The organism is Amycolatopsis sp. cmx-4-61, from assembly GCF_046548775.1.
In the GTDB taxonomy this organism is placed as follows: Bacteria; Actinomycetota; Actinomycetes; order Mycobacteriales; family Pseudonocardiaceae; genus Amycolatopsis.
In genome coordinates, this window is the sequence record NZ_JAEBEI010000005.1 from 202,818 (window position 1) to 216,384 (window position 13,567).

Below are 13,567 nucleotides of genomic sequence, written 5' to 3' on the forward strand. Positions count from 1 at the left end.
GGCTAACACCGAATTTGTTGTCCGTAACTCCGATCGGGTCATGCTCACCAGGTCGACTTGACCCCGCCCGGCAATAAGACCAAACTTCGTTGGCGAAAAAGGGAGTCGCCATGTCGCAGCACGTCGAGCAGTCGAAGCAGCCGGTCAGCGCGGTGCTGGCCGGCCCGTACGGGCACCCGTTCCATCCGATACTGGTCACCGTCCCGATCGGCGCCTGGGTGTCCAGCCTGGTGTTCGACATCGGGTCGCTGATCGTCGACGACCCGGGTTTCCTGGCCCGCGGTTCGCTCTGGCTGATCGCGATCGGTGTCATCGGGGCGCTCGCCGCCGCCCTGGTCGGCGCGCTGGACCTGCTGGCGATCCCCCGCGGCACCCGGGCGTTCCGCACGGGCCTGACGCACATGAGCCTCAACCTGGCGGTGACCGCCGCCTACGTCGTGGGGTTCTTCTGGCGCCGCACGACCGACGAGGGGCCGGTCGGTGCGGGGCCGCTCGTGCTGTCGGCCGCGGCCCTGCTGGCGCTCGGGGTGTCCGGCTACCTGGGCGGGAAGCTCGCCTACCGCTACGGCGTCCGCGTCGCCACCGAATCCACGCAGGCCGAGGGCTACACCCACTGATCCCGGAGGAGCCGGTCATGGACATCGCCGCACTGATCGCCTGGCTGGTCACCGCCGTGGGTGGCTTCGTCCTGCTGGGCACCTGGATCGCCAAGGGCGGGACGCGCTCGCGGCACAGCCGCTTCTCCCCCGGGCTGGTCTTCGGGCACTTCGCCCTCGCGGCGGCCGGGCTGATCCTGTGGATCGTGTACCTCTTCGCCGGCGGCACGGCACTGGCGTGGATCGCATTCGTCCTGCTCGTCCCGGTGGCGCTGCTGGGGTTCACCATGCTCGCCCGGTGGCTCCCCGGCCGCCGCGCCCGTGACGAAGCGGTGCCGGAGCAGCACTTCCCCGTCGTCGTGGTGGGAGCGCACGGGGTGTTCGCCGTCGCCACGGTGGTCCTCGTGCTGCTGGCGGCCCTCGGCGTCGGCAGCTGACCTGCCCACCGGCCGCGGAGTCTGGCACGATCAGCCCGTGACCAGCAGCAGGCGGACGCGCGCGCTCGCGCTGGCGGCCGCCCTGCTGCTGGTGCTCAGCGCCTGCACGGCCGGGTTCGGCCACCTGAAACTGCGGATCGCCGCGGGCAACTCCGGTGGCGTCTACGACACGCTCGCCCAGACCCTCGCCACCGCCTGGCAGGCCGGCCTGGACATCGACCGGCCGCAGGTGCTGCAGACCCAGGGCTCGCCCGACAACGTCGACAAGGTCCTGGCCGGCCAGGCCGACGTCGCGTTCGTCGCCGCCGACGTCGCCGCCGACCGGTACAAGAAGCGCCCCGGCCTGGCCGCGCTCGCCCGGATCCACGACGACTACCTGCACATCGTGGTCCGCACCGACTCCGACATCCGGTCGGTGTCGCAGCTGGCCGGGCACCGGATCGCGATCGGCTCGCCGGCGTCGGGTGTCGAGTACATCGCCGACCAGCTGCTCGCGGTGGCCGGTCTGACCCGGCAGGTCCAAACGGTCGCCCACGGCCTCGACGACTCGGTGAAGGCCCTGCTGAACGGCGAGGTCGACGCGTTCTTCTGGTCCGGCGGGCTGCCGACGCCGAAGCTGGTGGGCTACAACGACAAGGGCTCCCTGCGCCTGCTCGACATCGCCGACCTGATGCCGAAGATGCAGGCCCTGAGCCAGGTCTACGGAACGGCGACCATCCCGGCGACCACGTACGACCAGCCCCTGCCGGTGACGACGCTGGTGGTGCCGAACTTCCTCGTGGTCCCGAAGACCATGCCCGACGACGTGGCGGAGGCCCTGGTCCGCGGCCTGTTCGACGCCCGCTCCCAGCTCGCGGACGCCAACCCGGCCGCGCTGTCGATCGACGTCCACCCGGGCATCGAGACCCAGCCGATCCCCCTGCACCCCGGCGCGCTGCGGTACTACCGGGCCCAGAAGACCTAGGTGGGCGGTCCCGGAGGTCAGGCCACCGGGAACACCATCGAGACCCGCAGCCCGCCGCCCTCGGGCAGCTCCAGCTCCAGCTGCCCGTCGGAATGCGCGACGATTTCGCTCACGATCGCCAGCCCCAGCCCCGACCCGGGCACGTTCTGGTGCGCGGGACTGCGCCAGAACCGGTCCAGCGCGCGGTCGAGCTCGTCCGGCCGCAGCCCCGGTCCGTGGTCGCGCACCGACAACCGCACCCGGTCGCCTTCCCGCGTCACCGCGATCCGGATCTCCGTGCCCGCCGCGGTGAACTTCAGCGCGTTGTCCAGCAGGGCGTCCAGGATCGTCTCCGCGCCGCGCGGCGGCATGCACACGCGCAGGCCCTCGCCGGAGGTCTCCACGATCAGCCGCACGTCGCGGGCTTCGCCGACCACCGACCAGTCCTCGACCCGCTCGGCCACGGCCTCGTCCAGCACCACCGGGTCCAGCTCGCCGCCCGAGGCCTCGGCACGGGCCATCGTCAGCAGCCCGTCCAGGATCTGGTGCAGCCGCCCCGCGTCGACGCGCGCCGCGTCCAGGTCCGCGGCCGCCGGCTCGTCGTCGACGTGGCCTTCGAGGTTGCCGAGCCGGATCTTCAACGCGGTCAGCGGATTCCGCAGCTGGTGGGACGCGTCGGCGACGAACGCGCGTTGCGCCGCCAGCGCGCCCGACACGCTCGACGCCATCCGGTCGAAGGACCGGCCGAGCTGCCGCAGCTCCGGCGGCCCGCCGCTCTCCCCCACCGGCTCGGCCTCCCGGCCGCTGAGCACCGACGCCACCAGCGCGCCGGTCGCGTCGTCGAGCCGGTGCACCGGCCGCAGGATCCACCGGACCACCGGGATCGCCACGGCCAGCGCGAGCGTGAAGGCGAGGATCCCGCCCGCGGCGAGCAGCAGCCACCACCACAGCACGTCCGCGCGCTCGGCACCGGTGTCGGACACGGTGAGCACCGCGCCGTGCACCTCGCCGTCGGCGAGCACCGGTTCGGCGAGCACCAGCGGCGTCGAATCCCACGGCATCAGCACCCCCGCGGGCTGGGAGCGGCGGCCGGCGAGCGCTTCGCGGACCGGCCCGCTGACCCGGTCGGCCTTCAGGTCGATCCGCGCGGCGGATCCCCCCAGCGAGGAGGCGAACAGCTTGCCGTCCTGGTCGACGACCGCCACCTGGACGCCGTACACCTCGTTGTAGCGGGTCAGATCGGGGATGATCAGCGACGGCTTGTTGTCCAGCAGCGGACGCTGCGCCAACGACGCGAACCGCGCGGTGTCGGTCAGCCGGTCGAGGAACAGGTCCTGCTGCGCGCCCGCGGCGATGCTCCGGGCCAGCGGGATGCCCAGGCCGAACACCAGCAACGCCACCAGCGTCAGCACGATGCCCTGCAGCCGGACGCGCACGCCCCTCAGCTCCGGGCGACCTGGCCGCCGAGCCGGTACCCGACCCCGCGGACGGTCTCGATCAGCGACGGACGGCCGAGCTTCGTCCGCAGCGTGGCGACGTGGACGTCGAGCGAACGGCTCTCCGCCGGGCCGCGGTGGCCCCACACCTCGGTGAGCACGTGCTCGCGCGAGCAGACCGCGCCACGCGCGCCCGCCACCAGCGCCAGCACCTGGAACTCCTTGCGGGACAGCGCGACCGTCCTGCCGTCGACCAGCACCTCGTGCCGGGACAGGTCGACGGTGACGTCCCCGACCCGGATCACCACCGGTTCGGTCGTCGTGTGCTCGCCGCGGCGGCGGCGCACGGCCTCGACCCGCGCGAGCAGCTCCTCGACGTCGTAGGGCTTGACGAGGTAGTCGTCGGCGCCCGCGCGCAGGCCCTGGATCCGGTCGTCGACCTCACCGCGTGCCGAGACGACGATGATCGCGACGTCGCTGACCGCGCGGATCTGGCGGCACAGCGTCACGCCGTCGATGTCCGGCAGGCCGAGGTCGAGCAGGATGACGTCGACCTCGTGCACCCGGTCGAGCACGCCGGCGCCGGTGGCGAGCCGGGCGATCGCCAGGCCGCGGCGGGTCAGCGCCGGGATGAGCGCGCCCGCGACCCGGTCGTCGTCCTCCACCAGCAGCACCCGCACCCGTCCGCCTCCCATGGATGACCTGCCCCACCCGGCCGGTGACGGGAACTCTAGGACCTCCGGGCGGCACCCGCACCGGCCACCCGGACGGTCACTCCCGGTGACCTCCGGTGGACACCCACCGAAACGGACATCGATACTCAGTTGAAACCCTAAGTATTGCTCAAGCGGCCTTGCCAGCCGGTGCAGCAACGGTAGGTTCTCGCCATCGCGTGGTGACCCATGCCCGATTTGCACGAACGACCCGGGAGGCCAGATGACCGCGGAGGTGGCGGCGCCGATGATCAAGGCGTCCGCCGTGAACAAGTACTTCGGCGACCTGCACGTGCTCAGGGAGATCACGCTCGAGGTGCCTCGCGGCCAGGTCGTCGTGGTGCTGGGCCCGTCCGGTTCGGGCAAGTCGACCCTGTGCCGGGCGATCAACCGGCTGGAGCCGATCAACTCGGGCGAGATCGCCGTCGACGGCGTCCCGCTGCCCGCCGAGGGCAAGGCACTGGCCGCGCTGCGGGCCGACGTCGGCATGGTGTTCCAGTCGTTCAACCTGTTCGCGCACAAGACCATCGTCGAGAACGTCATGCTCGCGCCGGTGAAGGTCCGCAAGACCTCGCAGGCCGAAGCGCGCAAGACGGCGATGGAGCTGCTGGAGCGCGTCGGCATCGCCAACCAGGCGGACAAGTACCCGGCGCAGCTTTCCGGCGGCCAGCAGCAGCGCGTCGCCATCGCGCGGGCGCTGGCGATGCGGCCCAAGGTCATGCTGTTCGACGAGCCGACCTCGGCGCTGGACCCGGAGATGGTCCAGGAGGTCCTCGACGTCATGACGGGCCTGGCCAAGGACGGCATGACGATGCTCGTCGTCACCCACGAGATGGGCTTCGCCCGGCGGGCAGCCGATCGGGTGATCTTCATGGCCGACGGCGAAATCGTCGAGGACACGACGCCCGAAGAGTTCTTCACCGCGCCGAAGAGCGAGCGCGCGAAGGACTTCCTCGGCAAGATCCTGACCCACTGAGAACAACGTTCCGCGGCGCCGTCGGCGTCCGGGTGACGACTACAGGAGAGATTCACATGAGGATCCGCACCCTCGCGGTGGGACTGCTCGCCGGTGGGCTGGCGCTGACCACGCTGACCGCCTGCGGCAAGGAAGGCACGCCGACCTCGCCGGGTTCGGGCGGCCAGAGCGGCTCGAACGCGCCCGCGGCGCTGAGCTACCCGGTCGCGTCCGGCGTCGACCTGCAGGGTTCGCCGGTGTTCGCCAAGATGAAGGCGGCGGGCGCGCTCACCGTCGGCGCCAAGGACGACCAGCCCGGCCTGGGCCAGAAGGACCCGACGACCGGCAAGTTCGGCGGCTTCGACATCGAGATCGCGAAGCTCGTCTCGGCCGGCCTCGGCTTCGACCCGGAGAAGATCACCTTCCGCACGGTCGACTCGGGTGCCCGTGAGCAGACGATCGCGAACGGCGACGTGAACTACTACGTCGGCACCTACTCGATCACCGACAAGCGCAAGGCGACCGTCTCCTTCGCCGGCCCGTACTTCATCGCCGGGCAGGACCTGCTGGTGCGCAAGGACGACAGCTCGATCACCGGCCCGGAGACCCTCAAGGGCAAGAAGGTCTGCTCGGTCACCGGCTCGACCCCGATCCAGAAGGTCCGGCAGCAGAACCTGACCGAGCCGAACAACATCGTCGAGTTCCAGAAGTACTCGCAGTGCGTCGAGAAGCTGCTGTCGAAGGACGTCGACGCGGTCACGACCGACGACGCGATCCTGAAGGGCTACGCCTCGCAGGACCCGGACAACCTGAAGGTCGTCGGCAAGACCTTCTCGACCGAGAAGTACGGCATCGGCCTCAACAAGGACGACAAGGTGCTGCGCGACAAGGTCAACGACATCCTCCAGAAGGCGCTGGACGACGGCACCTGGAAGAAGATCTACGACGCCACCCTCGGCAAGTCGGGCTCGGAGGCCAAGGTCCCGACCCTCGAGCGGTACTGACGTGACACGGGGCCGGTGGATCGGGTACGCCCGGTCCACCGGCTCCGTTCATCCACCGACCACCCTTGGCAACCGGACGCGGGGAAGGCTCCATGGACGTCCTGCTCAACAACCTGGACCTGTTCGGTCCGTTCTTCCTCCGCACGATCGAACTGTTCGTGCTCGCCGCCGTCGGCAGCCTGATCTGGGGCACGATCCTGGCGATGCTGCGGGTGAGCCCGGTCCCCGTCTTCCGCGCCGTCGGCACGGCGTACGTGACGATCGCCCGGAACACGCCGCTCACCCTGGTGTTCGCGTTCTTCGTGTTCGCCTACCCGCTGCTGGACATCGTCAAGCTCGACTACTTCCCGGCCGCCGTGACCGCCCTGACCGTGTACACCTCGGCGTTCATCTGCGAGGTCGTGCGCTCGGGCATCAACACCGTGCCGGTCGGCCAGGCCGAGGCGGGCCGCGCGCTCGGGCTGACCTTCGGCCAGATCCTCGGCCAGATCGTGCTGCCGCAGGCGCTGCGCTCGGTCGTGCCGCCGCTGATCAGCACCCTGATCGCGCTGCTGAAGAACACCACGATCGCGGCCGGTTTCTCCGTCGCGGAGGCCGGCGCGATCCGCTCGTACCTGTCCGAACGCGGCGAGAACCAGCTGGTCGGCCTGCTGTGGGTCGCCCTCGGTTTCATCATCCTGGTCGCCGTGCTGTCGATCGTCCAACGCAGCCTGGAGAAGCGCTGGAGCGTGGCCCGATGAGGGAGCTTGCGAGCGAATCGTTCAACACTGCGCCTGCGGCTCAGGCCGTAGCGAGCGTCAGCGAGGTGTGCGCATGAGCAACGTCCTGTTCGACGTCCCGGGGCCGAAGGCGCGGCTGCGGTACCGCAGCTACGCCGTGATCGGCACGCTCGTGGTCGTCGCCTTCGTCGCCTACATCGGGTGGCGCTTCTACGACAGCGGCCAGTTCACCGCCCGCAAGTGGGAGTGGCTGCAGTACGCGCAGGTGCAGCGCGACCTGGGCAACGCGGTGCTGTCGACGCTCGAGGCGTTCGCCGCCGCGGCGGTGCTCGCGCTGGTCTTCGGCGCGGTCTTCGCGGCCGGCCGGCTGTCGGACCACGTGTGGATCCGCCGGATCGCCGGTTTCGTCGTCGAGTTCTTCCGCGCCATCCCCGCCCTGATCCTGATGTTCCTGTTCTACTTCGGCCTGCCGACCGCGGGCGTGCCGACGACGCCGTTCCTCGGCGTGGTCCTCGGCCTGACGCTGTACAACGGCTCGGTGCTGGCGGAGGTGTTCCGGGCGGGCATCCAGTCGCTGCCGAAGGGGCAGAGCGAAGCCGCGTACGCGCTGGGCATGCGCAAGACGCAGGTGATGTTCCTGGTGCTGCTGCCGCAGGCGATCCGGGCGATGCTGCCGACGATCATCAGCCAGCTGGTCGTGCTGCTGAAGGACACCGCGCTCGGGTTCATCATCACCTACCAGGAGCTGCTGTACTACGCCCGCTACATCGGCTCGCAGGGCTCGTTCGGGCGGCCGATCGTCCCGTCGACGATCGTGGCGACCGCCATCTACGTCGTGATGTGCCTGCTGCTGACGGCGCTGGCGACGTTCCTGGAGCGGCGCAACCGCCGCAACAAGAAGGTCGTGACGACCGGGCCCGTCGTGACCGAGGACCTCGCGGCCGCGCCCGCCTGAGTCACCCGTTCGAGGCCCCCGGGACGCGTCCCGGGGGCCTTGTCGTGTCCCGGGGCGTCCCCTAGCGTCGGGCGCATGGGTGTGGCACTGGTGACCGGCAGTTCCCGGGGTCTCGGCCGCGTGATCGCGCGCCGGCTGGCCAGGGACGGGTTCGCCGTCGCGGTCAACGGCCGCCACGACGACGCCGACCTGAAGACGGCCGCGGAGAGCATCCTCGCCGAAGGCGGCCGCGCGGCGGCGTTCGCGGCGGACGTGACGGACCGGCGCCAGGTCGGCGAGCTGGTCGACGCGGCGACGGCGGTGCTCGGCCCGATCGCGGTGCTGGTGCTGAACGCGACGGGCCCGCAGCCGGAGGCGCCGCTGGCCGGGGTGGACTGGCCGGATCACCTGGCCCAGCTGGACTTCTTCGTGCGCTCGCCGGTGCTGCTGGGCCACGCGGTGGTGCCGGGCATGCGCGCCCGCGGCCACGGCCGCATCGTGCACATCGACTCGGAGGTGGCGGACCGCCCGCCACCGGGCCGCTCGGCGTACGCGACGGCCAAGAGCGCCCAGATCGGCCTGGCCCGCGCCTGGGCGCGCGAGCTGGCCCCGGACGGCATCACGGTCAACACGGTGGCCCCGGGGTTCATCCCGGTGGAGCGGCACGCATCGGTGCCGCCCGCCGAGCGCTCGGCCTATCAGGCCTCGGTCCCGGCCGGCCACCTGGGAACCCCGGAAGACGTGGCGGCGGCGGTGAGCTTCTTCGCGTCGGAGGAGGCGGGGTTCATCACCGGCCAGCGCCTCCTGGTGGACGGCGGCCGCTCGCTCGGCTGAGCCTCCCTCCGGCCGCGGAAAATGCGTTCCGCCGCCCGCCGCGGCCTCGCTACCCTCGCCCCCATGCCGACCTACCGCGTCCTCGTCCGGGGCAAGTTCGACCGGCCCGCCGAAGCCGTCCGCGAAAAGCTGCGGGCCAACGCGAGCGACGAGAGCCTCGCCGACCTGTCGTTCAGCGAACGCGGAGCGCTCACCTACAGCAAGCACCTGGGCGGCTTCAGCTTCCGCATCGCCGTCACCGTCGACGTCGCTGTCGACGTCGCTGTCGACGTCGCGGCGGGCGAGGACGCCACTGCGCGGGCGCACGACCACGCCGAGCTGATGGCGATGGAGCTGCTGGACCGCGAGGGGTACCCGTACCGCGACCTCACGGTCAGCTCGACCTGCATGGACGACATCAAGGTCAACCGCCGCTGACGGCCGTCCGCCGGCCGAACTGCAGCACCGTCAGCACCCCCAGGACCAGCACGAGAGCCAGGCCGAGCGCGACCCACATCGCCACGTGCAGCTGAAGCAGTCCGCCCACGAAAGCGCCGGCGAGCATCGCCCCCACCGCGGCGATCTTCCGCAGCGGGTGCGCACCCGGCCCGCCGGCGGCCTTCGAGTCGGCGGCGAAGCCGGTCAGCGTCATCGTCAGCACGGTGGTCGTCAGATCGGGCGCCCCGATCCGGCGGACGGCCGCGTTCTGCAGGCCCATCGCCAGCCCGAGCGCGACGATCAGCAGTTCGCTGCCCAGCCGCGTGGAACTGCCGAGCGTCGCCGACAGCACGACGGCGACGGCAATCAGCGCCGCCTGCGCCGCGGTGGCCTGCCGGAGGGTGTCGTAGTCGTCCCCGCGACGGGCCAGCCGGCCACCGGCGAGCGCGCCGGCCAGAAACGCCAGGACCGCGGTCAGCGAGGCGACCACCGACAGCGTCGTCTCCCCCGCCGCGGCGAACCCGAGGAACACGACGTTCCCGGTCATGTTGGCCACGAACACCCGGCCCAGCCCGAGGAAGCTGACGGCGTCGACCACCCCGGTGACGACGGTCAGCGTCAGCAGCAGCGCGGCCAGGTCCCGCGGTTTCGGTTCAGCCATGCGGGCAGTCAACCACCCGGCGCGTGAACGCGCGGTCCCCGAGCGCGTCGGTGTTGTCCACGAACTGGTCGATCGCCCCGGTCAGGGCGGCCGGCCGCGTCCCCGCGAGCAGCGCCGTCACGAAGCGGCCGGCGTGGATCACCTGGTACGGCCGGTCGTGGTAGCCGCTGGTCCGCGGCTCCACCGGGCCGGTCAGGCCGAGGGCGTTGTGCAGTCCGGCGACGCGCTCGTAGGCGGCCACGAGGTGCCGCTCGCGTTCGTGCCAGGTGGTCGCGGCCAGCGCGGCGGTGAGGTGCGGGGTGAGCCGCGCGGCCGCGGGCAGCCGGGCGAAGGCGCTGCCGAGCCACTTGCTGTACGGCGGGTACCGGCGCGCCATGAGCAGGCACAGCCGCATCAGGTCTCGGACGAGCCGCGCGGCGACGACCGCGGACCCCAGTTCGTCCCCGGCCTCGCCGCACCGCCCGACGAAGGCCTCCTCCTGGCCGATCCGCTGCCATTGGCAGGCCAGGACGTACCGCCAGACGTCGTCCGGGTACCAGGCGACGTGCTGCCGCAGGGTTTCGAGCCCGAGGTCGTCGTGGAACACCGCGCCGCCGGTGAATTCGGCGAAGACCTGCGTGGGGGTCGCGAGCCAGTCGGCCCGCGCCGGCCGGCGCGGGTCGAACCCGAGCGTTCCGCGGACCCACTCGTCGAGCCCGGCGACGACGACGCCGTGGTCGACCCGGCCGGACGCCGGGGCGAGGAGCCGGGTGCCCTCGTCGTCGGTGACGAAGTGCGTCGAGTACCCGAGGAAGGTGCGGGGCAGGTGGTCGGCGAGCAGGCCGGGGAGCCCGGCTGCGTCGCCGTCGGGGAACAGCAGCAGCCGCGGCCCCCAGTTGTGGTCGGTGGAGCGGGGCGAATCGAAGCCCAGCACCTCGGAGCCGTACCCGATGAGCGCGGCGGTGTACCGGATGCGCGGGAACGCCCGCCGCAGGATCGGGCGGACCGCTTCGGCGTGGAACCGCCGGGACAGTTCGATTCCTGGAGTGAATTCCATGGGCCCATTGTGTCGCGCGAAGGCGCGAAGCGCGCTTCATTTTGCGAAGCAGCTTCGCAGCGCTTCGCGACCGCTTTTCGTTGTCACACAGGCGAAACACCGACCTCCTTGCGGTGAATCCGCGCGCGGCGCACGCCGTTTTGTCGGAGGTCCCCTCTACCGTCCCTGCCATGACCGAAAAGAGCACGGTGCGCACGCGGGAAATGGCCTACGAACTCAAGAGCCAGCGCGAGCTGAAACGGCTGACCCTGCGCGAGCTGGCCCGCCGCGCGGACTGGTCGGCGTCGAAGGTGTCGGCTTGGGAGAACGGCCGCCGCATCTCGCCGATCGACGCCGCGATCTACCTCGCCCACTGCGGCACCAAGGCCGCCGAACGCGCGCGGCTCCTCGAGCTGGCCGAGCCGCCCAGTGACCTGTACTGGGTGCGGCCCTACTTCGACAAGCTCGTCGACCCGATGAAATCGCTGATCATCCAGGAAAACCTCGCGCGATCGATCATCTACTACAGCCCGGCCGCCATCCCCGGGATGCTGCAGACCGAGGAGTACGTCCGCACCTGTTTCGAGCTCACCGGGCGCTACACCGCCGATCGGCTCGGCATGCTCACGCGGGCCCGCGTGGACCGGCAGCAGCTACTGCAGCGCCCCCACCCGCCCATCTCCACCTTTTTCGTACACGAGCGCGCTTTGCGCTCGGTCGTGGGCGATCCGGCGCTCATGCACGAACAGCTGCAGAACCTCGTGCTGGCCACCAACCTCCCGCACTGCGTCATCCGGGTGGTGCCGGAGTCCGACCCCACGTTCCGCGTGTTGAGCACGACCTTCACGATCATGGAATTCCCCGAACACGCACCGGTGGTCTACGAGGAGACCTTCACCGCCGGATTGTTCGTGGACGAGCGCGTCGCGGTGGAAGCGTTCTACCTTCTCGTCACACGCCTGGAACAAGTGGCCCTTCCCGAGGGACAATCGCGTGAGTGGCTCGTCCGGTTCGCGGACGAGTACGAACGCCTGAGGGAGTGATCGAGGGTGGGCCGACAGCGGACTTGGTTCAAGAGCAGCCACAGTGAAGGCCAGGAACACCAGACCTGCGTGGAAGTGGCCCTGACCCCGAAGGGCACCGCGGTCCGCGACTCGAAGGCGCCCACCGCCGGGCACGTGACCGTCGCCCACCCCGCGTGGAACGCGCTGCTCAGTTCACTGCGCTGACGGCTTTCCCGTCGTGCCACACCGCCCGGGTCCGCCCGGGCAGGTCGGTCACGTCGAGATCCGTGCCGTCCAGCAGCACCAGGTCGGCGCGCAACCCCGGCTCGATGCGGCCGCGGTCGCCGTCGAAGCGGAGCAACCGGGCCGCCTCGGAGGTGGCCGCCTTCAGGGCGGCCGCCTCGCCGAGCACCTCGGCCAGCAGCCGCAGTTCGGTCGTCAAGTCGACATGGGGACGCGGGGCGAGGTCCGAGCCCGCGGCAATGCGCACGCCCGCTTCGGCCGCGAGGCGCAGCGAACGGCGATGCGTCTCGGCGAACTCGCTGTCGCTGATCGGCGAGAGCGTCGGCACGTACCAAGCGCCGGCCAGGGCGGCGACTGCGGAGTCGTCGAGGAAGGTGCCGTGCTCGATGCTGCGCGCCCCGGCGCCGGCGGCCGAGACAACGGCTTCCGCCGTGTGCGCGTGGGCCAGGACGTCCCGGCCACAGCGGCGGGCTTCGTCGACCAGCGCGGCGAGCTCGTCGTCGGTGGGGCGCACGTCCGCGCCCGAGCGCACGGCCCGCATCGCCCCGTTCGCGCCGACCTTGACCCAGTCGGCGCCCGCCCGCACCATCCGGCGGACGGCCGCGCGCGCCGCGTCCGGCCCGTCGAACAGCGGGTCGGGCAGCGACGGGTCCCCGAAGTGGTCGACGGCGCCCGCGGGCGGCTCCCAGTCGTCGCCGAGCCCGCCGGTCGGGCCGAGCTGACGCAGGCTGACCAGCAGATCGGGCCCGGCGATCCACCCTGCACGCAGGGCGTGCTTGAACCCGGCGTCGGCGCCCCAGGCGTCCCGGACGGTGGTGACCCCGCGCGCCAGCAGCCGCCGCAACACCGGCACGGCCTCGAGAATGCGCGCACTGCGCGGCAACGGCTCGGGCCGCGGGAAGGCCACGTGCACGTGGCAGTCGATGAGCCCGGGAATCAGCAGCCCGCCCGAGCAGTCGACGCGCTCGCCGTCGAGCCCCAGGCCGACCTCGGCGATGCGTGAGCCGGCCAACCGGACGTCCGCGCGGGTGCTTTCCCCGGTCTCGGGGTCGAACACGCGCGCCCCGACGAGCACCGTCACCCGAGATCCTTGCGGTAGATCAGGAAGTCGCACGGCGTGGCCAGCGAGGGCGCGAGGTGCGGGTAGTCCTGAGCGAGGTCGGCGCGGTGCGTCACGCGGTAACCGAGCCGGCCGTACCACTCGGCCAGGAACTGCTTCGCCGGATGCGTCCAGTCCCGCGGCACCAGCAGTTCGAGCTGCATCTCCCGGCACCCGGCAGCCCGGCTCGTCCGCTCGGCGAACCGCACGAGCTCCCGCCCGACCCCGAGCCCCCGCCGCGCCGGATCGGCGGCGAGCATGCCGAACTCCCCGGTCACGTCGTCGAGCCGCTGGATCCGCACCGACCCGGCAATCTCCCCGTCCACGAAGGCGACGGCGATCTCCCCGTCCCGCACGAAGCCCGCCACCTCGTCGGCGGACGTCCGGTCGGTGCTGCCGACCCAGAGCCCCTTCTCGGCTTCGGCGTAGACCTCGTTGACCAGCTCGGCGACCCGTTCGATCACCGCGGCACCTGCGGACGGCGGCAGCACCTCGATCTCCATACCGCCATACTGCCGTGCACCGCACGAAGCCGAAACCGGCCGCACCTCGCCCCG

The 13,567-nt window shown here is 71.4% G+C and carries 17 protein-coding genes; 11 read left to right on the forward strand and 6 right to left on the reverse strand.

Features of this window, described 5'->3' with window-relative positions:
• Nucleotides 1-110: 110 nt before the first annotated feature.
• From ACLJOU_RS17890 to ACLJOU_RS17900, 3 genes are read left to right on the forward strand one after another with little or no spacing between them, the layout of a single operon-like run.
• Nucleotides 111-617, forward strand: a complete 507-nt coding sequence (locus tag ACLJOU_RS17890) for a DUF2231 domain-containing protein (RefSeq protein WP_410568711.1) — start codon at nt 111-113, stop codon at nt 615-617.
• A gap of 17 nt (nt 618-634) precedes the next feature.
• The gene (locus tag ACLJOU_RS17895) at nt 635-1,033 is read left to right on the forward strand and encodes a hypothetical protein (RefSeq protein WP_410568713.1); all 399 of its coding nucleotides are present in this window, start codon (nt 635-637) and stop codon (nt 1,031-1,033) included.
• Nucleotides 1,034-1,070: 37 nt separating this feature from the next.
• The gene (locus tag ACLJOU_RS17900; protein WP_410568714.1) at nt 1,071-1,997 is read left to right on the forward strand and encodes a TAXI family TRAP transporter solute-binding subunit; all 927 of its coding nucleotides are present in this window, start codon (nt 1,071-1,073) and stop codon (nt 1,995-1,997) included.
• A gap of 17 nt (nt 1,998-2,014) precedes the next feature.
• Here the strand turns inward: ACLJOU_RS17900 and ACLJOU_RS17905 are convergent, their stop codons facing one another.
• Together ACLJOU_RS17905 and ACLJOU_RS17910 are read right to left on the reverse strand one after the other, a co-directional pair.
• Complete coding sequence (locus tag ACLJOU_RS17905) at nt 2,015-3,412, reverse strand: sensor histidine kinase (protein ID WP_410568716.1); 1,398 nt, start codon at nt 3,410-3,412, stop codon at nt 2,015-2,017.
• A gap of 5 nt (nt 3,413-3,417) precedes the next feature.
• Nucleotides 3,418-4,092, reverse strand: coding sequence for a response regulator transcription factor (locus tag ACLJOU_RS17910; RefSeq protein ID WP_410568960.1), 675 nt, complete (start codon nt 4,090-4,092; stop codon nt 3,418-3,420).
• Between the two features lie 280 nt (nt 4,093-4,372).
• Here ACLJOU_RS17910 and ACLJOU_RS17915 point away from each other — a divergent pair, with 280 nt between their 5' ends.
• The 6 genes from ACLJOU_RS17915 (at nt 4,373) to ACLJOU_RS17940 (ending at nt 8,988) form a co-directional block, all read left to right on the forward strand.
• On the forward strand, nt 4,373-5,101 hold the full coding sequence (locus tag ACLJOU_RS17915; RefSeq protein ID WP_003054447.1) for an amino acid ABC transporter ATP-binding protein: 729 nt from the start codon (nt 4,373-4,375) through the stop codon (nt 5,099-5,101).
• Between the two features lie 56 nt (nt 5,102-5,157).
• Entirely contained in the window at nt 5,158-6,084 is a 927-nt protein-coding gene (locus ACLJOU_RS17920; protein ID WP_410568718.1) for a glutamate ABC transporter substrate-binding protein, read from the forward strand.
• Nucleotides 6,085-6,176: 92 nt separating this feature from the next.
• Complete coding sequence (locus tag ACLJOU_RS17925; protein WP_410568719.1) at nt 6,177-6,824, forward strand: amino acid ABC transporter permease; 648 nt, start codon at nt 6,177-6,179, stop codon at nt 6,822-6,824.
• Between the two features lie 73 nt (nt 6,825-6,897).
• A complete protein-coding gene (locus ACLJOU_RS17930; protein ID WP_410568721.1) occupies nt 6,898-7,758 on the forward strand; it encodes an amino acid ABC transporter permease in 861 nt (286 codons plus the stop codon).
• 75 nt (nt 7,759-7,833) lie between these two features.
• Nucleotides 7,834-8,571, forward strand: coding sequence for an SDR family NAD(P)-dependent oxidoreductase (locus tag ACLJOU_RS17935; protein ID WP_410568723.1), 738 nt, complete (start codon nt 7,834-7,836; stop codon nt 8,569-8,571).
• A 63-nt stretch (nt 8,572-8,634) separates the two neighbouring features.
• Complete coding sequence (locus ACLJOU_RS17940) at nt 8,635-8,988, forward strand: DUF6204 family protein (protein WP_410568725.1); 354 nt, start codon at nt 8,635-8,637, stop codon at nt 8,986-8,988.
• Here ACLJOU_RS17940 and ACLJOU_RS17945 read toward each other — a convergent pair.
• The gene (locus ACLJOU_RS17945; protein ID WP_410568727.1) at nt 8,975-9,649 is read right to left on the reverse strand and encodes a YoaK family protein; all 675 of its coding nucleotides are present in this window, start codon (nt 9,647-9,649) and stop codon (nt 8,975-8,977) included. The two genes, ACLJOU_RS17940 and ACLJOU_RS17945, sit on opposite strands and share 14 nt — an antisense overlap.
• Entirely contained in the window at nt 9,642-10,685 is a 1,044-nt protein-coding gene (locus ACLJOU_RS17950) for a DUF4037 domain-containing protein (RefSeq protein WP_410568729.1), read from the reverse strand. Before ACLJOU_RS17950 ends, ACLJOU_RS17945 begins: the two co-directional genes overlap by 8 nt.
• A gap of 170 nt (nt 10,686-10,855) precedes the next feature.
• On the opposite strand from ACLJOU_RS17950, the gene ACLJOU_RS17955 reads away from it, so the two are divergent.
• Together ACLJOU_RS17955 and ACLJOU_RS17960 are read left to right on the forward strand one after the other, a co-directional pair.
• A complete protein-coding gene (locus tag ACLJOU_RS17955; protein WP_410568730.1) occupies nt 10,856-11,707 on the forward strand; it encodes a helix-turn-helix domain-containing protein in 852 nt (283 codons plus the stop codon).
• 69 nt (nt 11,708-11,776) lie between these two features.
• Nucleotides 11,777-11,893, forward strand: a complete 117-nt coding sequence (locus ACLJOU_RS17960; RefSeq protein WP_410568732.1) for a DUF397 domain-containing protein — start codon at nt 11,777-11,779, stop codon at nt 11,891-11,893.
• Here ACLJOU_RS17960 and ACLJOU_RS17965 read toward each other — a convergent pair.
• Complete coding sequence (locus ACLJOU_RS17965; RefSeq protein ID WP_410568734.1) at nt 11,877-12,992, reverse strand: amidohydrolase family protein; 1,116 nt, start codon at nt 12,990-12,992, stop codon at nt 11,877-11,879. The genes ACLJOU_RS17960 and ACLJOU_RS17965 overlap by 17 nt on opposite strands.
• The gene (locus ACLJOU_RS17970; protein ID WP_410568736.1) at nt 12,989-13,513 is read right to left on the reverse strand and encodes a GNAT family N-acetyltransferase; all 525 of its coding nucleotides are present in this window, start codon (nt 13,511-13,513) and stop codon (nt 12,989-12,991) included. The genes ACLJOU_RS17965 and ACLJOU_RS17970 overlap by 4 nt, the downstream gene beginning before the upstream one ends.
• Nucleotides 13,514-13,567 lie beyond the last annotated feature (54 nt).